General features: G+C 65.1%; 18 protein-coding genes. 13 read left to right on the top strand and 5 right to left on the bottom strand.

The annotated features are described in order from the left end of the window. Positions 1–279: 279 nt before the first annotated feature. Positions 280–2211: an alkyl/aryl-sulfatase gene (locus JQ635_RS31190; RefSeq protein ID WP_211413618.1), complete on the top strand. Its 1932-nt coding sequence runs from the start codon at positions 280–282 to the stop codon at positions 2209–2211. A gap of 189 nt (positions 2212–2400) precedes the next feature. On the opposite strand, the gene JQ635_RS31185 is transcribed toward JQ635_RS31190, so the two are convergent. Further along, on the bottom strand, positions 2401–3471 hold the full coding sequence (locus JQ635_RS31185; protein ID WP_211413617.1) for a glycosyltransferase family 4 protein: 1071 nt from the start codon (positions 3469–3471) through the stop codon (positions 2401–2403). Positions 3472–3745: 274 nt separating this feature from the next. Here JQ635_RS31185 and JQ635_RS31180 point away from each other — a divergent pair, with 274 nt between their 5' ends. Genes JQ635_RS31180 through JQ635_RS31165 form a run of 4 tightly spaced genes read left to right on the top strand, consistent with a single transcriptional unit; the run spans position 3746 to position 9652 of the window. Next, the gene (locus JQ635_RS31180) at positions 3746–5509 is read left to right on the top strand and encodes an ABC transporter ATP-binding protein (protein ID WP_211413616.1); all 1764 of its coding nucleotides are present in this window, start codon (positions 3746–3748) and stop codon (positions 5507–5509) included. A 57-nt stretch (positions 5510–5566) separates the two neighbouring features. Next, positions 5567–7771: an amylo-alpha-1,6-glucosidase gene (locus JQ635_RS31175; RefSeq protein WP_211413615.1), complete on the top strand. Its 2205-nt coding sequence runs from the start codon at positions 5567–5569 to the stop codon at positions 7769–7771. 22 nt (positions 7772–7793) lie between these two features. Further along, a complete protein-coding gene (locus tag JQ635_RS31170) occupies positions 7794–8315 on the top strand; it encodes a PRC-barrel domain-containing protein (RefSeq protein WP_211413614.1) in 522 nt (173 codons plus the stop codon). Between the two features lie 23 nt (positions 8316–8338). Beyond that, entirely contained in the window at positions 8339–9652 is a 1314-nt protein-coding gene (locus JQ635_RS31165; RefSeq protein WP_211413613.1) for an MFS transporter, read from the top strand. 39 nt (positions 9653–9691) lie between these two features. Here the strand turns inward: JQ635_RS31165 and JQ635_RS31160 are convergent, their stop codons facing one another. From JQ635_RS31160 to fixL, 4 genes are all read right to left on the bottom strand, one after another. Then, positions 9692–10390 carry a helix-turn-helix domain-containing protein gene (locus tag JQ635_RS31160; protein WP_183245472.1) on the bottom strand — a complete coding sequence of 233 codons (699 nt, stop codon included), beginning with the start codon at positions 10388–10390 and terminating at the stop codon, positions 9692–9694. Positions 10391–10493: 103 nt separating this feature from the next. Beyond that, positions 10494–10916: a response regulator transcription factor gene (locus tag JQ635_RS31155; RefSeq protein ID WP_211413612.1), complete on the bottom strand. Its 423-nt coding sequence runs from the start codon at positions 10914–10916 to the stop codon at positions 10494–10496. 73 nt (positions 10917–10989) lie between these two features. Then, the gene (gene fixJ / locus JQ635_RS31150; protein ID WP_211413611.1) at positions 10990–11607 is read right to left on the bottom strand and encodes a response regulator FixJ; all 618 of its coding nucleotides are present in this window, start codon (positions 11605–11607) and stop codon (positions 10990–10992) included. A gap of 3 nt (positions 11608–11610) precedes the next feature. Continuing rightward, a complete protein-coding gene (fixL, locus tag JQ635_RS31145) occupies positions 11611–13128 on the bottom strand; it encodes a sensor protein FixL (RefSeq protein ID WP_211413610.1) in 1518 nt (505 codons plus the stop codon). Between the two features lie 209 nt (positions 13129–13337). On the opposite strand from fixL, the gene JQ635_RS31140 reads away from it, so the two are divergent. The 8 genes from JQ635_RS31140 to JQ635_RS31105 all read left to right on the top strand — a co-directional run bounded on the left by JQ635_RS31140 (position 13338) and on the right by JQ635_RS31105 (position 20403). Further along, entirely contained in the window at positions 13338–14171 is an 834-nt protein-coding gene (locus tag JQ635_RS31140; protein WP_211413609.1) for a universal stress protein, read from the top strand. A 37-nt stretch (positions 14172–14208) separates the two neighbouring features. After that, a complete protein-coding gene (locus JQ635_RS31135; protein WP_211413608.1) occupies positions 14209–14634 on the top strand; it encodes a CBS domain-containing protein in 426 nt (141 codons plus the stop codon). A 226-nt stretch (positions 14635–14860) separates the two neighbouring features. Further along, positions 14861–16510, top strand: a complete 1650-nt coding sequence (gene ccoN / locus JQ635_RS31130) for a cytochrome-c oxidase, cbb3-type subunit I (protein WP_211413607.1) — start codon at positions 14861–14863, stop codon at positions 16508–16510. A 12-nt stretch (positions 16511–16522) separates the two neighbouring features. After that, complete coding sequence (ccoO, locus tag JQ635_RS31125) at positions 16523–17257, top strand: cytochrome-c oxidase, cbb3-type subunit II (protein WP_211413606.1); 735 nt, start codon at positions 16523–16525, stop codon at positions 17255–17257. A gap of 13 nt (positions 17258–17270) precedes the next feature. Further along, positions 17271–17435, top strand: a complete 165-nt coding sequence (locus JQ635_RS31120) for a cbb3-type cytochrome oxidase subunit 3 (RefSeq protein WP_211413605.1) — start codon at positions 17271–17273, stop codon at positions 17433–17435. A gap of 6 nt (positions 17436–17441) precedes the next feature. Next, the gene (ccoP, locus tag JQ635_RS31115) at positions 17442–18314 is read left to right on the top strand and encodes a cytochrome-c oxidase, cbb3-type subunit III (RefSeq protein WP_211413604.1); all 873 of its coding nucleotides are present in this window, start codon (positions 17442–17444) and stop codon (positions 18312–18314) included. 121 nt (positions 18315–18435) lie between these two features. Beyond that, the gene (gene ccoG, locus JQ635_RS31110; RefSeq protein WP_211413603.1) at positions 18436–19902 is read left to right on the top strand and encodes a cytochrome c oxidase accessory protein CcoG; all 1467 of its coding nucleotides are present in this window, start codon (positions 18436–18438) and stop codon (positions 19900–19902) included. A gap of 15 nt (positions 19903–19917) precedes the next feature. Then, a complete protein-coding gene (locus JQ635_RS31105) occupies positions 19918–20403 on the top strand; it encodes a FixH family protein (protein ID WP_211413602.1) in 486 nt (161 codons plus the stop codon). The last annotated feature ends 4 nt before the right edge of the window (positions 20404–20407 follow it).

Genomic DNA, 20407 nt, shown 5'->3' with positions numbered 1-20407 from the left:
ATCCGAGAAAGTGTGAAGCGTAAGCCGCGATGACGGTGCACCCTCTCCCCTTGTGGGAGAGGGTGGCTCGCCGCGTAGCGGCGAGACGGGTGAGGGGTTCTCTCCTCACCACCAGTCTTGCGAGCGGAGACATACCCCTCATCCGGCGCTTCGCGCCACCTTCTCCCACAAGGGGAGAAGGGAAGAAGACGCCGTTGCTTCTCTCCTTCCTCTGCCAGCAATAGCAATCGACCGCGAGATGCGGTTAGATGATCCGCAAATGGTCGGCAGGAGACAGCGATGACAGACGCACCCAGCAACGAGCCCAAGGACGCAACGCCGTCCGTCATCGCGCAGCATGAGGCGATGCTGGAGGCGCTGCCGTTTTCCGACACGCGGGATTTCGACGATGCCGCGCGCGGATTCCTCGGCACGATCGACAACGCAGAGATCTCGAACCCGCAGGGGCGGACGGTCTGGAGCCTGAAGCCCTACGGGTTTCTCTCCAGCGAACAGGCGCCGCCCACCGTCAATCCGAGCCTGTGGCGGCAGGCGCGGCTCAACATGCACCATGGGCTGTTCGAGGTGGTGCCCGGCGTCTATCAGGTGCGCGGGCTCGACATCGCCAATATGACGCTGATCGAGGGCGACAGCGGCGTCATCGTCGTGGATACGCTGACCTCGATCGAAGGCGCGCGCGCCGCGCTCGATCTCTATTTCAAGCACCGGGGCCTGAAGCCGGTCGCTGCCGTCATCTTTACGCACACCCACACCGATCACTGGGGCGGCGCGCGTGGCGTGCTGGAGGAGGATGCGCAGGCGACCGGCGCGGTGCCAATCATCGCGCCGAACCTGTTCATGGAGCATGCGGTCTCCGAGAACATCATCGCGGGGCCGGCGATGCTGCGCCGGGCGCAATATCAGTTCGGCCCGTTCCTCGCCAAGGGGACGCGGGGGCAGGTCGACAACGGGCTCGGCAAGTCAATGGCGGCAGGCGGCGTTGCGCTGCTGCGCCCGACCGATCTGATCATGGCGACCGGCGACAAGCGCGTCATCGACGGCGTCGAATTCGAATTCCAGATGGCGCCGAACAGCGAAGCGCCGGCGGAGATGCATTTCTTCATCCCGCGCTACAAGGTCTTGAACTTAGCAGAGAACTGCACCCACAATTTCCACAATCTGCTGCCGTTCCGCGGCGCCGATGTGCGCGATGCGCTGGCCTGGTCGAAGTACCTGGGCGAGGCCTTGCAGCTGTGGGACGGCAAGGCGGAGGCGATGTGCGGCCAGCACCATTGGCCGGTGTGGGGACGCGAGCGCATCGGCACGATGATCCGCCAGCAGCGCGATCTCTACAAGTTCGCGCATGACCAGACCATTCGGCTGATGAACCATGGCCTCAACGCCGCCGAGATCGCCGAGACGATCCAGCTGCCGAAGAGCCTCGAAGGTGCCTGGCACGGCCGCGGCTATTACGGCCATATCCGGCACAATGTGAAGGCGATCTACCAGAAATATCTCGGCTGGTACGACGCCAATCCGGTCAATCTCGATCCGCTGCCGCCGGTGGAGTCGGGCAGGAAGTACGTCGAGTATATGGGCGGCGCGGATGCTATCCTCGCGCGGGCGCGCGCGGATTTTGACAAGGGCGAATTCCGCTTCGTCGCGCAGGCGCTCGGCCATCTCGTCTTCGCCGAGCCCGACAATGCGGCGGCACGTCGCCTGCTGGCCGACACGCTGGAGCAGCTCGGCTATGCGGCCGAGAGCTCGACCTGGCGCAACGCCTATCTGTTCGGCGCGCAGGAGCTGCGCCAGGGCATGCCGAACACCCCGCCGCGCCCGCCGATGCCGCGCGAGACGCTGGCGGCGCTGCGCACCTCGCAGCTCTGGGACGTGCTCGGCATCCGCCTCAACGGCCCGAAGGCGGAAGGAAAGCACATCGTGCTGAACTGGCGGTTTTCCGACACCGGTGAGACCTTCGTGCTCAATCTGGAGAATTCGGCGCTGACCTACAGAGAGGGAGCGCAGGCGGAGGGCGCCGATGCCAGCTTCACGCTGGCGCGCGCGACGCTGGACGAAGTCATCGCGAAGCTGACGAGTTTTCCGGAAGCGGTGGCTGCGGGGAAGGTGAAGCTGTCGGGCAATCCGATGAAGCTCGCCGAGCTGATGGGGCTGATGGACGAGTTTCCAAGGATGTTCGAGATTGTGGAGCCGAAGCGGGCGGTGGTGGGGTAGGGATGTCGGGTTCTTCCCTTCTCCCCTTGTGGGAGAAGGTGGCGCGAAGCGCCGGATGAGGGGTCTCTCTCCGCGGAGAGGCTGTTCGATGCGGAGGCAACCCCTCACCCAAGTGCGTGTGCCGCCTGATTCTTGAGCCCTCTCCCACAAGGGGAGAGGGCACTGCGACTGGCAGCGGTGTCGAAAGTGCTACTCCGCGCTGCTCACCAACTTGATCCGCGGGGCCTGTGCTTCGGTCAGGCTGCGATAGGCGGCGAGATAGTCGAGTGCCATCCGCCGCGCGGTGAAGCGGGTCTCGAACTGCTTGCGGATTGCGGCACGGCTCAGTTGCGGGAGCCGTTTGACGACGCCGGCGGCGCTGATGACGTCCTCGACCACGAAGCCGGTCAGGCCCTCGTCGATGATTTCAGGCACCGAGCCGCGGTTGAAGGCGATCACCGGCGTTCCGCAGGCCATGGCCTCGATCATCACGAGGCCGAACGGCTCCGGCCAGTCGATCGGCAGCAGGAGTGCAAGCGCGCCGCTCAGGAAGTCGGACTTCTCGTGATCGCTGATCTCGCCGATGAACTCCACCAGCGGATTGTTCTCGATCATGGGACGGATCAGCTCGTCATAATAGTCCTGGTCGGCACGATCGACCTTGGCCGCGATCTTCAGCGGGATGCCGCAATGGGTCGCGATCTTGATGGCGCGGTCGACGCCCTTCTCCGGGGCGATGCGGCCGAGCACGGCGAGATATTCCTGTTTCACCGGTTTCGGCGTCAGCAGGTTCTCCGGCAGGCCGTGGTGGATCGTCGTCACCCAGTGTGCCTGCGGCACCGGCCGCCGCTGCGCGTTCGAGATCGAGATCACCGGCATCTTCGAGAAGTTGTTGAAGACCGGCTGATGCTCCGGCAGGTCGAGCCGGCCGTGCAGCGTGGTCACGAACGGCGTCGGCTGGCGGTAGAACAGCGACCACGGATAGTAATCGAGATGGAAGTGGAGGAAGTCGAACTCCTCGTCGTCACATTTCTGCCGCACGCGTTCCAGGAGCACCATATGCAGTGCGTTGGGATCTCGTACGGAACCGTCGAGGCGCAGCGCCCGCGGCCATAATGCATCGAGCTTGGCAGATGTTTGCGAGTCACCGCTGGCGAACAGCGTCACGTCGTGTCCCAGGGCCACCAACTCTTCCGTCAACCAATGCACCACCCGCTCGGTGCCGCCATACAGCTTGGGTGGAACAGCCTCCGTCAACGGAGCTACCTGCGCGATGCGCATCTCGCCATCTCCTCTGCGATCATGAATGTTGAAACCCCCGCCTGTACGGCACCGGCAATGCCAGGGAAGGGAACGTTCCCGCAGTTGCGAAGTTCCTTCTCCCAAACGTTACTTATTCGACACGTTGGGGGTCGTCGCGATGCTGCCATCACATCTTCGCAGATCGTCCGCATCCGCATGTCGTGATCACCAAGCCCGGGAACCGGGACGAAGCGGTCGATGTTCAGTCGATCAGTACCAAAATCGAAAATCATCACGATGGGGCGACAGCCATATGGATCAGCTTTCTGGATACGCGCGCAGGCCATTTGCCTTTGTCTTGCGATATCTCCGGCGTCGCCTCGCGTCACATCTGGTAATCCTGACCGCGGTCGTGGCCGCCGTTGCCTGCTCCGTGGGCACGCAGTACGGCGTCAAATCCCTGGTCGACAGTCTGTCGGCGGGAACTTCACATGGCGGCAGCGTATGGCTGGCATTCATTCTGCTCATGTCGCTGATCGCCGCCGACAACTTCCTGTGGCGGATCGCGAGCTGGACAGCGAGCTTCACCTTCGTTCGCGTCACTGGTGATCTCAGGCGTGACATCTTTCGCCATCTGACCGGACACGCGCCGAGCTATTTCTCCGACCGTATGCCTGGCATGCTGACGAGCCGCATCACCGCGACGTCGAATGCGGTGTTCACGGTCGAGAACATGTTCGTCTGGAATGTCCTGCCGCCGTGCATTGCCACAATTGCGGCAATCATGCTGATTGGAACCGTTAGCCCCTATATGGCGCTCGGCCTGATCGTGATCGCCGGCGGCATGGTGATCGCCATGTTCCATTTGGCCGCCGCCGGCAAGCCGCTGCACGACGATTTCGCCGACAAGGCGGCCGTTGTCGACGGCGAGATGATCGACGTCATCAGCAACATGCCGCTGGTCCGCGCCTTCTGCGGCATCAGCCATGAGCACGAGCGGTTCGATGCGACCGTCAATCGCGAGCTCACCGCGCGCGGCCGCAGCCTGCGCTATCTCGAGAAGCTGCGGCTGACCCATGCCGGCGTGACCGTTGTGTTGACCGTGGCACTGATGGCCTGGGCCATCACACTCTGGCAGAACGGCGAGGCGACCACCGGCGACGTCGTGCTGGTCTGCACGCTCGGCCTCTCCATCCTCAATGCGACGCGGGATCTGGCGGTGGCGCTGGTCGACGTCACCCAGCACGTGGCGCGGCTGACGGAGGCGATCGCGACACTGCTCGTGCCGCACGAATTGCGCGACCATCCCGAGGCCGAACCCCTGGTCAAGAGCGGCGCCGCGATCGCGTTCAACAACGTCACCTTCGGCTATCCCGGGGCTGCGAAGATCTTCGAGCGCTTCAGCCTGCGGCTGCAGCCCGGCCAGCGCGTCGGTCTGGTCGGTCACTCCGGGGGCGGCAAGTCGACGCTGTTCACGCTGCTGCAGCGCTTCTACGATGTCGACGAGGGCAGCGTGACCATCGACGGTCAGGACATTTCCAAGGTGACCCAGCTGAGCCTGCGCGAGGCGATCTCGGTGGTGCCGCAGGATATTTCCTTGTTTCATCGCTCCATTCGCGAGAATATCCGCTATGGGCGGCCGAACGCGACGGACGACGAGGTGCTGCGCGCGGCGATCGCGGCGCGCTGCGATTTCGTCGAGAGCCTGCCCGAGGGCCTCGACACCATGGTCGGCGACCGCGGCGTCAAGATGTCCGGCGGCCAGCGCCAGCGCATCGCGATCGCGCGCGCCTTCCTGAAGGACGCGCCGATCGTGCTGCTTGACGAGGCCACCGCGGCGCTCGACAGCGAGTCCGAGGAGGCGATCCGCGAGGCGCTGACACGCCTGATGCGCGGCCGCACCGTGGTTGCGATCGCGCATCGCCTCGCGACGCTGCGCAATTTCGATCGCGTGGTGGTGCTGAAGGCCGGCAGGATCATCGAGGACGGCGCGCCCGACCGCCTGATGCAGGGCCACGGCCCCTACCGTGAGCTGGTGACGCAGGAGATGAGCCGGCTCGCGAAATTCGCCGCGTAGGCCCGACAGTCGCGTCCGTGTTGGTTGCGTCTCGAAACAAGCGCAGGGGAGCAGCTCATGGCAGCCGAAGTCATCACCAAGTTCGTCTCTGTGACGCGGACCGTGGAGCAGGTCGTGGAGCAGCCCTTCTATATCCCGATGACGGGGCCGTCGGCGCGCCCCAGGCGCTCGCTCAAGCACGATGACACCTTCATCGTGCTCGACAGTCATGGCGACATCGGCGCATCGGCCGGCGGGCCGGACGGCCTGTTTAACCACGACACGCGCTATCTCGCGCGGCTGGAACTCGTGCTCGACGATCTCCAGCCCCTGCTGCTCGGCTCCAACCTGCGCGACGACAATTCGGCGCTGACCGTCGATCTCACCAACCCCGACATCTACCGCCAGGGCAGCCTCGTGCTGCAAAAGGACCTGCTGCACATCGTGCGCACGGTGTTCCTGTGGCGCGGCACCGCCTATCAGCGCATCGGCGTGCAGAACCACGGCGACCGGCCGGCCAGCTTCGAGCTGACGCTGCTGTTCGACAACGACTTCGCCGATCTGTTCGAGGTCCGCGGCGAGCGGCGCCAGCGCCGCGGGACGGGGACGAGCCGGTTGCTCGGGCCGACCGACGTGCTGTTCGAATATCGCGGTCTCGACGATTGCGAGCGCACCACCGGCCTGCATTTCGATCCGCGTCCGACGCGGCTCTCCGTCAATGCCGCCACCTGGCAGCTCGAGCTGGATCCGCACCAGTCGAAATCGCTGTTCGTGGCCGCGTCCTGCAACCGGCCGGTCACGGAGAAGCCGGCGCGCTTCTTCAGGGGCCTGCTCGCCCACCGCCGCGAGATGCGGCAGTCGACGATGGGGTCAGCCAGTATCGAGACCTCCAACAACATCTTCAACGAGGTGCTGTGCCAGGCCATGGCCGACCTCAACATGCTGATGACGGAGACGCCGCAGGGCCGCTATCCCTATGCCGGCATTCCCTGGTACTCGACGACCTTCGGGCGCGACGGGCTGATCACCGCGCTGCAGATGCTGTGGGTCGATCCGCGGGTCGCCAAGGGCGTGCTCAGGCGGCTCGCGCATTTCCAGGCCAGGGCGATCGATCCGCTGGCCGATGCCGCGCCGGGAAAGATCCTGCACGAGATGCGCGGCGGCGAGATGGCGGCGCTGCGCGAGGTGCCGTTCGCGCAATATTACGGCAGCGTCGATTCGACCGCGCTGTTCGTGCTGCTCGCCGGAAGCTATTTCGAGCGCACCGGTGACGGCAAGACGTTGATGGAGCTGTGGCCCGCGATCGAGGCGGGGCTCGCCTGGATCGACGGTCCCGGCGATCCCGACCAGGACGGCTTTGTCGAATACCAGCGCGCGACGGAGAAGGGGCTGGCCAACCAGGGCTGGAAGGATTCCTACGACGCGATCTTCCATGCCGACGGCCAGCTTGCGGAGGGCAATATCGCGCTCGCCGAAGTCCAGGGCTACGTCTATGCGGCCAAGCAGCTGGCCGCGCGCTGCGCGCTGCGCCTCGGCAAGCCGGACCTCGTGCGCAAGTTCGAGGCCGAGGCCAAGGCACTGGCCGAGCGCTTCGAGCAGGCGTTCTGGTGCGAGGAGCTCGGCACCTACGCCCTGGCCCTCGACGGCAAGAAGCGACCCTGCAAGGTGCGGACGTCCAATGCCGGGCAGGTGCTATTCAGCGGCATGATCCGGGAAGACCGCGCCCGTCTCGTCGCCGCCGACCTGATGCGGCCGCATTTCTTCTCGGGCTGGGGTATCCGCACCGTCGCCGTCGGCGAGGTGCGCTACAACCCGATGTCCTATCACGACGGATCGATCTGGCCGCACGACAACGCGCTGATCGCGCTTGGGCTCGCGCGCTACGGCCTCAAGCATTCGGTGGCGCATGTCTTCAAGGGGCTGTTCGACGCCGCCACCTATATGGACCTGCGCCGGCTGCCCGAATTGTTCTGCGGCTTCCGGCGCGAGAAGCGGCGCGGCCCGACGCTCTATCCGGTCGCCTGCGCGCCGCAGGCCTGGGCCAGCGCGACGCCGTTCACGCTGCTGGAGGCGGCGCTGGGCATCGAGTTCGATGTGGCGCGCGGCGAGATTCGCCTGCGCAATCCGCATCTGCCGGCATTCCTGAACGAGGTCATCCTGCGCGATCTGCGTCTCGGCGATTCCAGCGTGGATCTGCGGGTCAGCCGCCACGGCGACGACGTGGCGCTGGAGGTGTTGCGCACGCGCGGCCAGATCCAGGTGTCGATCGTGCTGGCGCGCTAGCGGCGCGCGTGAGGAGGGTGTTATGCGTGCGATCGGAACGCTGATCCTGGGGGTAGCCGTGGTCGCGGGCCTAGCGGTCGCCACCTCGCGCGCCGCCGATGAGCCGCCTGCGGGCCAGACGGAAGCAAATGCGCCGGCGACGGCCCAGCCGCCAGCCTCGACCGTTCCGGTCACGCCGAAGGACGCCGCGCCGCCGCCGTCGGTGACTATCATCGGCGCCAGCGATGCACATGGCGTGCTCGGCCGCGACGTGCGCAGCGCCGCGGACGAGGACATGGGCCGTGTCGTCGATGTCATCGTTGACCGGGACGGGCACGTGCGCGCGGCGGTCATCGATTTCGGCGGGTTCCTCGGCGTCGGCAGCCGCAAGATCGTGGTGGACTGGAACGCGATGCGGTTCGGCAAGATCGCCAACAAGAAGGACAGCATCACGCTGGAATTGACCAAGGCGCAGGTCGCGGCCGCGCCGGAATACAAGGAAGACACGCCGATGGTCGTGCTCGGCGCGTCCGGCAGCCTTCAACCGCTGCAAGCGATCCAGTGAGGTGCCGGGAGGGCTGACCGCCTGTGCTGTTGTCCAGGAAGCCGAACCATGCAGATCGCGATGGCCACGTTGAACGGGACGACGTCGCCGCGCTGCCGCCTGCGGGCATTCCGGCGCCGTCGCGTCAGAGCCTGCGCGGCCTCGACTGGTTCATCTTCTTCCTCGCCGACGTGCAGACCGGCTTCGGTCCCTTCATCGCGGTCTACCTGACGACGCAGAAATGGACGCAGGTCGAAATCGGCCTCGTGCTGTCGATCGGCGGCATTGTCGCCCTGATCGGCCAGATGCCGGGCGGCGCGATCATCGATGCCGCGAAATCCGAACGGCTGGTTGCGGCGCTCGCGATCGCGACCATCGGCGCCTGCGCGCTCGCCTATGCCGCGATGCCGGTCTTCCCCGTGGTGGTGACGGCCGCCACCCTGCATGCGATGGCGAGCTGCGTGCTGGGGCCGGCGATCGCGGCGATCAGCCTCGGTCTCGTCGGCCCGCTCGCGATCGGCGAGCGGCTCGGCCGCAACGCGCGGTTCGCCTCGCTCGGCAACGGCGTCGCCGCTGCCGTGATGGGCACGGCCGGATATCTGCTGTCGAGCCGCTCGGTGTTCCTCGTCACCTTCCTGCTCGCGATCCCAACCCTGATCGCGCTGTCGCGGATCCGCGAGGAGGAGGTCGACATCAGGCGCTGTCACGGCGAGATGCCGCCGGAAGCCGCCGACCGCGGCGACACCAATATCTGGCACCTGATCCGGCAGCGTCCGCTCATCGTCTTCGCACTCAGCGTGCTGCTGTTGCAGCTCGCGAACGCCGCGATGATGCCGTTGATGGCGAGCGCGGTGACGGCGCGGTCGAGCCAGTGGGCGACGGTGCTGGTCGCGGCCTGCATCATCGTGCCGCAGGCGATCGTGGCGCTGCTGTCGCCGACCATCGGGCGCAAGGCGCAAGCCTGGGGCCGCCGGCCGCTGCTGTTGATCGGATTCGGCGCGCTGACGATTCGCGGTCTGCTGTTCGCGACCGTGCGCGATCCCTATCTGCTGGTCGCGGTGCAGGTGTTCGACGGCATCACCGCGGCGGTGTTCGCGGTGATGATTCCGCTGATCGTCGCCGACGTCGCCTTCGGCAGCGGCCATTTCAACCTGGCGCAGGGCATCGTCGGCACCGCGACCGGCATCGGCGCCTCGCTGAGCACGGCGCTCGGCGGCTATGTCAGCGACAAGTTCGGCAACGCCACCGCCTTCATCGGGCTGTCCGGCGTCGCCGCGACGGGCTTGCTGCTGATCCTGTTCGTCATGCCGGAGACCCGGCGCACCGGCATGACCGTGACAAAAGAAATGGCCGGCTGAAGGATTTCAGCCGGCCAAAGTAGGCAGGGAGGAAGAATGTCAGGCGTCGAGATTGTGCAGGCGCTGGCGGTTGCGCAGCACGATCTGGCGTGCGCCGGAGAAGCCGAGAATGCCCTGGGTGTGAAGCTGGGACAGCGCGCGCGAGACGGTTTCGAGCGTGAGGCCGAGATAGTCGCCGATGTCGCGGCGGCACATCGGCAGCGCCATCATGCCGGCAACCGCGAGGCGGCGGTCCATTTCGAGCAGGAAGGTCGCGACGCGCTCCATCGCGGTCTTGCGGCCGAGCAGCAGCATGTGGTCTTCGGCGTGACGCAGCTCGGAGGCGGTCATGGCCCAGAGCTTGCGGGCGACCTGCACGTCGGTGCCGGCCGCCTTCTCGAGGCTGCCGCGCTTCACGAGGCGCACGGTGGTGTCGATGATGGCCTCGGCGGCAAGGCGATGGCTGGGACCGGATTCGAGGCCGAACACGTCGCCGGGAAGATGGAAGGCGCCGATCTGGCGGCGACCGTCGGAGAGAAGCTTGTAGCTGCGCACCGCGCCTGACACGACCTGGTAGACATATTCGGCCGGCTCGTCCTCGCCATAGATCTCCTCGTCCTTGCGGTAGGAGAACTCGGTGGCGACGAGACCGACATGGCCGGTGATCGCGCCGAACTGGTCGGAAACGGGGTGAGCAGGGGCAATCTTACCACCGATTTGGGTGTTGATCGCCTGGGTCTTGAGTGTCTGGGTCAGCATCTGCGCCATCTCCGTTGTGATGGAACATTGCTACCCGCGTTTGCGCAATCCGGAAATTTCGCGCGTTATCTTAAGGACGTTTACCTACGTAGAATCCCGTAGGCTATTTGCCGCGGCGGTCCTGGATGGCCCCGCGGATGCGCTTGACCAGGTTTTCATCGAGAAGCGGCTTCAAAACCACGTCCTTGACGCCCGCCGCGGCCGCCCGGGTCGAGATGTTCTCGTCCGGATAGCCGGTGATCAGGATCACGGGCGTGTCGCTGTCGGACTTGCGCAGGCGGCCGGCGAGGTCGATCCCGTTGATATCGGGCATCTTGTAGTCGATCACATAGCAGTCCGCGCCCGGCGCTCCGGCGGCATTGAGCAACGCCGTCGCATTCCTGAAGGTCCGCACGGCAAAGCCGTCGGTTTCCAGCAGGAAGCGCAGGGAGCCCAGCACGGCGGCATCGTCATCGACCACGTAGACGGTGGGCTTTGCCGATGACGCCATTGGGAGCCGCTGAGGGTGCGAGCCAATCTCGATCATTCTGACTGGCTAGCACAGATGGGCGCAACCGCCTTGACCTGCCTCAATCCGATTTGCCTCAATCCGGCTTGGCTCAATCGTTGAGCATGCCGGCGCGCATCGCGAGGCGAACCAGCTCCGAGAGACTGTTGGCCTGCATCTTGGTCATGACGTTGGCCCGGTACACTTCGATGGTGCGCGGGCTGATGTCGTATTCGCGCGCGATCAGCTTGTTGGAAAGGCCTGCGATCAGTCCTTCCATCACCTGACGCTCCCGGGGACTCAAGGATGCGACGCGGGCGGCGATGTCCTGCGCGACGGCCTCGTTCTTGGCGGCCGGCTCGGCTTGGCGAATCGCCGTCTCGATCATCGCGGTGAGACGATCGTCCTCGAACGGCTTCTCCAGGAAGTCGACCGCCCCGAGCTTCATCGCCTCGACCGCGAGCGGCACGTCGCCGTGCCCGGTCATGATCAGGATCGGAAACGGGCTCTGCTGCGCCTTCATCCGCTTCAGAAGCTCGATGCCGTCGAGACCCGGCATGCGCACGTCGGAGACGACGCAGCCGAAGGCAAGGCCGGGCAGGGCGTCGATGAAGCTCTGCGCGTTGTCGAACAGCGTGACGCCGAAGCCGGCGGAATCCAGCAGGAAGTTCAGCGAGTCCCGCATCGCATCGTCGTCATCGATGACGTAGACATGTCCCTTGGTCGTCATGCATCAATTCTCGTCGGCTGCCGGGAGGGTGAAGCGGAATGTCGCCCCGCCCGATGCGTTGCTCTCGGCCCACATGCGCCCGCCGTGAGCCTCGATGATCGAGCGGCTGATGGACAGTCCCACGCCCATGCCGGTGTCCTTGGTGGTGAAGAAAGTCTGAAACAGGTTTGGAATGACGTCGTCCTGGAAGCCGGACCCGGTGTCGGATACCTCGATCCCGATCATGTCGTCGGCGACGCGGGTGTTGGTGACGACGAGCTCGCGCCGCGGCGACTGCGCCATCGCTTCCAGCGCGTTGCGGAACAGGTTGACCAGGACCTGCTGGATCTGCACCCGGTCGGCGAGAACGAGGTCGGCTTCCGGATCGAGGCTGAAGCGGAGCTGCACGTTCTGCTCGCGCGCGCCGGCGAGCCCGAGCGCGCCGGCCTCCTCGATCAGCTTGGACAGGCTCTCGACCCGCTTCTCCGATTCGCCGCGGGAGACGAAGTCGCGCAGGCGACGGATGATCTGGCCGGCGCGCAGTGCCTGCTCGGCGGCACGGTCCAGCGCGCTCTCGACCTTCGGGGTGTTCGGATCGACGCTGCCGGCAAGCAGCCGCCGCGAGCCCTTCATGTAGTTGCTGATCGCCGCCAGCGGCTGGTTGAGCTCGTGCGCGAGCGCGGACGCCATCTCGCCCATGGCGCTCAGCCTGGAGACGTGGACGAGCTCGGATTGCAGCTCCTGGAGCCGCGCCTGGGTCTGCTGATGCTCGGTGAGGTCGCGGACGAAGCCGGTGAAATAGGGCTCGCCGCCGGACTGCATCTCGCCGATCGACAGGTGCATCGGGAAGGTGGTGCCGTCGCGGCGCCTGCCGGTCACGATGCGGCCGATGCCGATGATGTGGGGATCGCTGGTGGTGCGGTAGCGCGCAATGTAGCTGTCATGCCGGGAGCGGTCGGGCTCCGGCATCAGGATGCTGACGTTCTGGCCGATCGCCTCATGCTCGGACCAGCCGAACAGGCGCTCGGCGGCGGTGCTGAACAGCTGGATGATGCCGTGGCCGTCGATGACGATCATGGCGTCGGGGATCGTGTGGAGGATCGAGCGGAGGTGAGTCTCGCGGGTCCGGAGCGCACTCTCGACCTGCTTCTCCTCGTCGATATCGAGGAAGATGCCGCTGAGATGGCGGGCCGTGCCGGCTTCGTCCCGAATGAGGCCGGCGCGGGCGCGAATCCACTGTCCCCCGTTGGCGGCGCCCGCGACCTTGAAGGACACGTCGAAGCCGCCGCCGCGTTCGCTGACGTGCTTGATCGCGCTTTCCACGCGGTCGCGGTCCTTCGGCTCGAGCCGCGACAGGAAGAGGTCGTAGCTGGCCGGCTGGTCCTGCCCGATCCCGAGCAGGGTCCGCGCGGTATCCGACCAGTCCAGAGCCCTCGTCTGGAGGTCGAGATCCCAGGTGCCGACGCCGAATCCCTCGATCCGGACCCGGAAATGCTCGCCCCTGCCATCGTCCGGCGGTTGCGTTACGCGGGTCGGCATCAAGTCGTCACTCCTCTGCTCATGCGGCGGGCAGGATGCCGCAAGCGTGCCGGTAGTTTTCGCCCAAGCCCGAGCCGGAGGCAAGTTCCGATGTTTGATTTCGTTGGTGTAATTCCGGCGATCCCGGATGGCGAACGGTTTGATCTATCTCATCCCGCTTTGCGTCGGCGGGACTAGATTTCGCACAGTTCATTGCCGTGCGGAGAATCCCGATGACATACGCGACCGTGATGGTCAGCTTGGCGCTCGATCAATCCAACGAGGCGCGTCTTCAGGTCGCGGGCGAACTCGCCGAGCGATTCGAATCGGCCATCGTCGGGGTTGCCGCGGCGCAGTTCGCGCCGCCGCTCTATTTCACCGACGGCGCCGAGGCCCAGAGGCTGATCGACGAGGGCGAAGCTTCCGTCAAGCGGCGGCTGGCGGGTCTGGAGGCGCAATTCCGCGCCGCGACAAAAAATCGTGGCGGGCACGTGGAGTGGCGCAGCGCCCAGGATTTCCCGGCACGCTTCGTGCTGGCACAGGCACGCTGCGCCGACATCGTCGTCAGCGGCGGGCAGAGCACGGTCTTTTCCGATGCTTTCGCGCTGGCAAGCCCCAGGGATCTGGTGATGCAGGTCGGCCGTCCGCTTCTCGTCGTGCCCGACCGGGCCAACTGGCTCGATCTGCGTAGCGTTCTGGTGGCGTGGAAGGATACGGCGGAGGCGCGGCGGGCGGTGGCGGACGCGCTGCCGATGCTGCGCAAGGCGAGGGACGTCACCATCGTCGAGATTCCGGAGCAGGGCGACGACCGTTCGGGCGTGATGGCCGGCGTCACCGACGTCGCCGCCTGGCTCGCCCGTCACGGCGTCACCGCGACGGCGCGCGTCTCGGAGGCCGCGCGGAACGAACCCGCCGCCGCGCAATTGGAGAAGGTCGCCGGCGACGTCGGCGCCGGCCTGATCGTGGCGGGGGCCTACGGGCATTCGAGGTTCCGTGAGCTGATCCTGGGCGGCGTCACCCAGTATCTGGTCACTCAATCCACGCGTTGCGTGCTGCTGTCGCACTGACGGCCGGTCGGCTATAGCGAATTGAGGAGGACGCGCCGTGTACAGATTTCTCGAGCAGACCGTCGACGGCTACATGACGCGCAACGTCAAGACGGTGCAGCGCGACCGCAACATGCTCGAGCTCAGCGAGATGTTCGAGCGCGACGATTTCAACTCCTATCCGGTCGAGGACGACGGACAGGTGGTCGGCATCGTCACCAAGTTCGACATCCTGAAGTGCTTTGCCTTCACGCCGAGCCAGATGCTGCCGCGCTATCATGACCTGATGAGCCGCAAGATCGGCGACGTCATGACGCCGGAGTTCATCTATGTCAGCCCCGACACGCGCCTGACGCGCGTGCTCCAGATCATGGTCGAGCACCGCATCAGGAGCATCATTGTGCTCGACGGCGCGCAGAAGCTGGTCGGAATCATCGCGCGCGAGGATGTCATCAAGGCGCTCAAGGCCACGGCGCGCGACTGACGCGACACCGCCAAGTTCCCCGATTTCAAGTCCCGTGGTTTCAAGCTCCGTGGTTTCACGGAGGTGAGCGGTTTCCGCGTGCGCGACTTCGGATGCAGGCGGTTGATATCGTTTGTTGAAACCCCGCCGTCTCACATTAACAGAAATCCATCTGTCTTGATTTCAATCAATTCCCCGCGAGGATGAATGTGGTTTCTGGCTCCGTGTTCTTTCAGAGAGAATCCGCATGAGCCAGCCCTCCATCTCCAAATCCATGACCATCGGTGAAAGCGGCCTGGCTGTCGTGTTCGCAGCCACCGCCTTCCTCTGCGTGATCGCCTCGGCCAAGGCGCTCGACGCGCCTTTCGCCTTCCATGCCGCGCTCGGCGCGGCAGCGAGCGTGGCGGCGGTGTTCTGCATCATCAATCGCTACTTCGAGCGCCCGGCGGCGCTGCCGCCGGCGGAGATCAACGGTCGCCCCAACTACAACATGGGGCCGATCAAGTTCTCCTCCTTCATGGCGATGTTTTGGGGCATCGCCGGCTTCCTCGTCGGTCTCATCATCGCCTCGCAGCTGGCCTGGCCCGCGCTCAACTTCGATCTGCCCTGGATCCAGTTCGGTCGGTTGCGGCCGCTGCACACCTCGGCCGTGATCTTCGCCTTCGGCGGCAACGTGCTGATCGCGACGTCCTTCTACGTCGTGCAGAAGTCCTGCCGCGTTCGCCTCGCCGGCGACCTTGCGCCCTGGTTCGTCGTGATCGGCTACAACTTCTTCATCCTGGTCGCGGGCACGGGCTATCTGCTCGGCGTCACCCAGTCGAAGGAATATGCCGAGCCTGAATGGTACGCCGACCTGTGGCTGACCATCGTCTGGGTGGTCTATCTGCTCGTCTTCCTCGTCACGGTCATCAAGCGCAAGGAACCGCACATCTTCGTCGCGAACTGGTTCTATCTCGCCTTCATCGTGACGATTGCGGTGCTGCATCTCGGCAACAACCCGGCGCTTCCCGTCTCGGTGTTCGGCTCGAAGTCCTACGTCGCCTGGGGCGGCATCCAGGATGCGATGTTCCAGTGGTGGTACGGCCATAACGCGGTCGGTTTCTTCCTGACCGCCGGCTTCCTCGCCATCATGTACTACTTCATTCCGAAGCGCGCCGACCGGCCGATCTATTCCTACCGCCTGTCGATCATCCACTTCTGGGCGCTGATCTTCCTCTACATCTGGGCCGGTCCCCACCATCTGCACTACACGGCGCTGCCCGACTGGACGCAGACGCTCGGCATGACCTTCTCGATCATGCTGTGGATGCCCTCCTGGGGCGGCATGATCAACGGCCTGATGACGCTGTCGGGCGCATGGGACAAGCTGCGCACCGATCCCGTGCTGCGCATGCTGGTGGTCTCCGTCGCCTTCTACGGCATGTCGACCTTCGAAGGCCCGATGATGTCGATCAAGGTGGTCAACTCGCTCAGCCACTACACCGACTGGACCATCGGCCACGTCCACTCCGGCGCGCTCGGCTGGGTCGGCTTCGTCTCCTTCGGCGCACTCTACTGCCTGGTGCCGTGGGCCTGGAATCGCAAGGGCCTCTACAGCCTGAAGCTCGTCAACTGGCACTTCTGGGTCGCGACCCTCGGCATCGTTCTCTACATCTCGGCGATGTGGGTGTCCGGCATCCTCCAGGGCCTGATGTGGCGCGCCTACACCTCGCTCGGCTTCCTCGAATATTCCTTCATCGAAACCGTCGAGGCGATGCATCCCTTCTACATCATCCGCGCCGCAGGCGGCGGCCTGTTCCTGATCGGCTCGCTGATCATGGCCTACAATCTCTGGATGACCGTTCGCGTCGGCGAGGCGGAAGTCCAGATGCCCGTCGCTCTTCAGCCGGCGGAATGAGGAGCTAAAGCAATGTCGTTCTGGACACGCCACCAAATCTTCGAAAAGAACTCGATCATCCTGATCGTCGGCATCCTCTTGGTGATCTCGATCGGCGGTCTCGTCGAGATCACCCCGCTGTTCTACCTCAAGAGCACGATCGAGAAGGTCGACGGGGTCAGGCCCTACACGCCGCTGGAGCTGGCGGGGCGCAACGTCTACGTCCGCGAGGGCTGCTATCTCTGCCACTCGCAGATGATCCGGCCGCTGCGTGACGAGGTCGAACGCTACGGCCACTTCTCGCTCGCCGCCGAGAGCATGTTCGACCATCCGTTCCAGTGGGGCTCGAAGCGCACCGGTCCGGACCTTGCCCGCGTCGGCGCGAAATATTCCGACGATTGGCACGTCACCCACCTGATCAACCCGCGCGCGATCGTGCCGCAGTCGGTGATGCCGGGCTATCCGTTCCTCAGCCAGAACGAGGTGGATCCGGACACGATCGCCGACCACATGCGCACGCTGCGGACCGTCGGCGTGCCCTACACCGACGACCAGATCGCCAACGCAGGCGCCGATCTGAAGGCCCAGGCCGATCCGGACAATGCCGGCGGCGATGCCTTCAGCAAGCGCTACGCCAAGGCGGTGGTGCGCAACTTCGACGGCAAGACCGGCACGCCGACCGAGATGGACGCGCTGATCGCGTACCTGCAGATGCTCGGCACCCTGGTCGACTTCAAGATCTACAACGAGAAAGCCAATCTTCGCTGAGAAGGCATCAACGATGAAAGCCATCCTGACACTCGACAATCTCGCGTCTGGTCTCGTCGCCACGATCTGGACGCCGGTGTTCGTCGCGATCTTTCTCGCGATCATCGCCTACGCATTTTGGCCCCGCAACAAGGCTGCGTTCGACGAAGCGGCGCACCTGCCGCTGCGGGAGGAGTGAGAGACCATGACCGATCATAGCGAAGTCGATACCGTCACCGGCAAGTCCACGACCGGACATGAGTGGGACGGCATCAAGGAGCTCAACACGCCGCTGCCGCGCTGGTGGGTGATCTGCTTCTACCTCACCATCGTCTGGGCGATCGGCTACTGGATCGTCTATCCGGCCTGGCCGCTGATCGCCAGCAACACCACGGGCGTGTTCGGCTACTCCTCGCGTGCCGACGTCGCGGTCGAGCTCGCCAATCTCGAGAAGATCCGGGGCGACAAGATGGTCGCGCTGGGCGCGGCCTCGCTCGCCGACATCGAGAAGGACCCGGCCTTGCTGGCGCTCGCCCGCGCCAAGGGCAAGACCGTGTTCGGCGACAATTGCGCGCCGTGCCACGGCTCCGGCGGTGCCGGCGCCAAGGGGTTCCCGAACCTGAACGACGACGACTGGCTGTGGGGCGGCACGCTCGACCAGATCATGCAGACCATCCAGTTCGGCGCGCGTTCCGGCCATGCCAAGACGCATGAAGGCCAGATGCTCGCCTTCGGCAAGGACGGCGTGCTGAAGGCCGACGAGATCGTCACGGTCGCCAATTACGTGCGCTCGCTGTCGGGCCTTCCGACTCGCAAGGGCTTTGATGCGGCCAAGGGTGAGAAGATCTTCGCCGAGAACTGCGTCGCCTGCCACGGCGATGGCGGCAAGGGGAACCAGGAACTCGGCGCGCCGAACCTGACCGACAAGATCTGGCTCTATGGCTCGGACGAGGCCGCCCTGATCGAGACCATCAGCCAAGGCCGCGCCGGCGTGATGCCGGCCTGGGAAGGCCGGCTCGATCCCGCCACCATCAAGGCAATGGCGGTCTACGTCCACTCGCTGGGCGGCGGCAAGTAATCGATCGGCGGACAATGGGTCCAAACGGGGGCGAACAAAAACGCCCCCGTTTGAGCTGGATCAACTGACACGGCGGTGTCGGGTCTAGGTTTAATCGCACCTTTTCGAGAAGCTCCTGGCGATGAACAAGACCGTGAACCCCAAAGACCTCATATCGGGTGATGATTACGGGCCGCTCTACGCAGCCCGCAAGAAAGTCTATCCCCAGAGCGTCTCCGGCACGTTTCGCCGGATCAAATGGGGGCTGATGGCGTTCTGCCTCGGCGTCTACTACTTCCTGCCCTTCGTGCGCTGGAATCGCGGCCTCGGCGCGCCCAGCCAGGCGGTGCTGATCGACCTTCCCAACAGCCGTTTCTATTTCTTCTTCATCGAGCTGTGGCCGCAGGAGGTCTACTACTTCACCGGCCTGTTGATCGTCGCCGCGGTGGCGCTGTTCCTGATGAACTCCATCGGCGGCCGGATCTGGTGCGGCTATCTCTGCCCGCAGACCGTCTGGACCGACCTGTTCTATGCCGTCGAACGCCTGATCGAGGGCGACCGGCGCGAGCGGATGAAGAAGGATGCGTCGAGCGATCCGATGAAGCTCGAGCGCATCTCAGAGATCGTGCTCAAGCATTCGATCTGGCTGCTGATCGCCTGGTGGACCGGCGGCGCCTGGGTGCTCTACTTCAACGACGCGCCGACCCTGGTGAAGGAGCTCGTCACCTTCCAGGGGCCGATGATCGCCTATGTCTGGATCGGCATTCTCACCGCAACGACCTATGTGCTCGCCGGCTACATGCGCGAGCAGGTCTGCACCTATATGTGCCCGTGGCCGCGCATCCAGGCGGCGCTCACCGACGAATGGGCGCTCAACGTCACTTACCGCTACGACCGCGGCGAGAAGCGCACCTCGGTGAAGAAGGCGGCCGAGCTGCGCGCGCTCGGCCAGCAGGTCGGCGATTGCGTCGATTGCTACCAGTGCGTCGCGGTCTGCCCGACCGGCATCGACATCCGCAACGGACCGCAGATGGAATGCATCCAGTGCGGGCTCTGCATCGATGCCTGCGACAACGTGATGGCCAAGATCGGCCGGCCGAAGCGGCTGATCGGCTATGACAACGACATCAACATCCACCGCCGCCAGGAAGGCAAGGCGCCGATCTACCGCATGGTGCGGCCCCGCACCATCGCCTACAGCGCGATCATCGCCGCCGTCGGCGGCTTCATGATCTATACGCTGGCGACGCGCAGCCTGCTCGACGTCAACGTGCTGCACGACCGCAATCCGGTCGCGGTCAAGCTCAGCGACGGCTCGATCCGCAACGCCTATACGGTGCGTCTCTTGAACAAGAGCGGCTATGACCGTGTCATCGCGATCGATGCGAACGGTCCGGCCAATCTGACGGTCCACGTCGTCGGCGTCGATTCGGTGACGCCTGATAGGCCGATGATCGTGATCCCCCGCGACTCCACCAGCGAGCTGCGGCTGCTCGTCACGGCGCCGGCGGAGAACAATCCGGAGAAGTCGATTCCGGTGCGCTTCCACGTCACCGATATCGGCCTCGGCGAAGTCGCGTCCGCCACCGACAATTTCGTCGCGCCGTAGGACCAGGAGACTGCCATGGCATCCAAGCCGCTGACCGGAACCAAGGTGCTGCTGATGCTGGTCGCCTTCTTCGGCCTCGTGATCGGCGTCAACGTGACCATGATGAAGCTCGCGATCGCGACGCTGCCGGGCACGGACGTCGACAGCCCCTATGCCGCGGGCCTGACCTATGGCCGCGAGATCTCCGCGGCGCAGGACCAGGCCGCGCGCAAATGGCAGGTCAGCGCCCATATCGAGCGCAGCACCGACGGTGGCGCCGCGATCCGGGTCGAGGCGCGTGATGCGAGCGGACAGCCGCTCGCCGGATTGAAGTTCGGCGGGCGTCTGGAGCGGCCGACCGACAAGCGCGCCGACCTCCAGGTCGAGCTCGCGGAGGCCGGCATCGGCGTCTATCGCGGCAATGCCGCGTCCGTCGCGCCGGGGCAGTGGGATCTGGTGATCGAGGGTGAGGCGCGAGGGTCCCGTGTGTTCCTCTCGCGCAACCGCGTGATCCTGAACTGAAGGA

It is taken from the genome of Bradyrhizobium iriomotense, assembly GCF_018130765.1.
GTDB lineage: Bacteria > Pseudomonadota > Alphaproteobacteria > Rhizobiales > Xanthobacteraceae > Bradyrhizobium > Bradyrhizobium iriomotense_A.
Note: the sequence above shows the minus strand (reverse complement) of the source record. Positions and strands in the feature narration are given on the sequence as shown.

Bases quoted from the DNA above. Each gene is read 5' to 3' on its own strand.
- ccoP (WP_211413604.1), top strand. From the start codon at position 17,442: ATGACCGATCATAGCGAAGTCGATACCGTCACCGGCAAGTCCACGACC.
- JQ635_RS31160 (WP_183245472.1), bottom strand. From the start codon at position 10,390: ATGCTGACCCAGACACTCAAGACCCAGGCGATCAACACCCAAATCGGT.
- JQ635_RS31140 (WP_211413609.1), top strand. From the start codon at position 13,338: ATGACATACGCGACCGTGATGGTCAGCTTGGCGCTCGATCAATCCAAC.
- JQ635_RS31170 (WP_211413614.1), top strand. From the start codon at position 7,794: ATGCGTGCGATCGGAACGCTGATCCTGGGGGTAGCCGTGGTCGCGGGC.
- JQ635_RS31155 (WP_211413612.1), bottom strand. From the start codon at position 10,916: ATGATCGAGATTGGCTCGCACCCTCAGCGGCTCCCAATGGCGTCATCG.
- ccoO (WP_211413606.1), top strand. From the start codon at position 16,523: ATGTCGTTCTGGACACGCCACCAAATCTTCGAAAAGAACTCGATCATC.
- JQ635_RS31175 (WP_211413615.1), top strand. From the start codon at position 5,567: ATGGCAGCCGAAGTCATCACCAAGTTCGTCTCTGTGACGCGGACCGTG.
- ccoN (WP_211413607.1), top strand. From the start codon at position 14,861: ATGAGCCAGCCCTCCATCTCCAAATCCATGACCATCGGTGAAAGCGGC.
- JQ635_RS31105 (WP_211413602.1), top strand. From the start codon at position 19,918: ATGGCATCCAAGCCGCTGACCGGAACCAAGGTGCTGCTGATGCTGGTC.
- JQ635_RS31185 (WP_211413617.1), bottom strand. From the start codon at position 3,471: ATGCGCATCGCGCAGGTAGCTCCGTTGACGGAGGCTGTTCCACCCAAG.
- JQ635_RS31180 (WP_211413616.1), top strand. From the start codon at position 3,746: ATGGATCAGCTTTCTGGATACGCGCGCAGGCCATTTGCCTTTGTCTTG.
- JQ635_RS31120 (WP_211413605.1), top strand. From the start codon at position 17,271: ATGAAAGCCATCCTGACACTCGACAATCTCGCGTCTGGTCTCGTCGCC.
- fixJ (WP_211413611.1), bottom strand. From the start codon at position 11,607: ATGACGACCAAGGGACATGTCTACGTCATCGATGACGACGATGCGATG.
- ccoG (WP_211413603.1), top strand. From the start codon at position 18,436: ATGAACAAGACCGTGAACCCCAAAGACCTCATATCGGGTGATGATTAC.
- JQ635_RS31190 (WP_211413618.1), top strand. From the start codon at position 280: ATGACAGACGCACCCAGCAACGAGCCCAAGGACGCAACGCCGTCCGTC.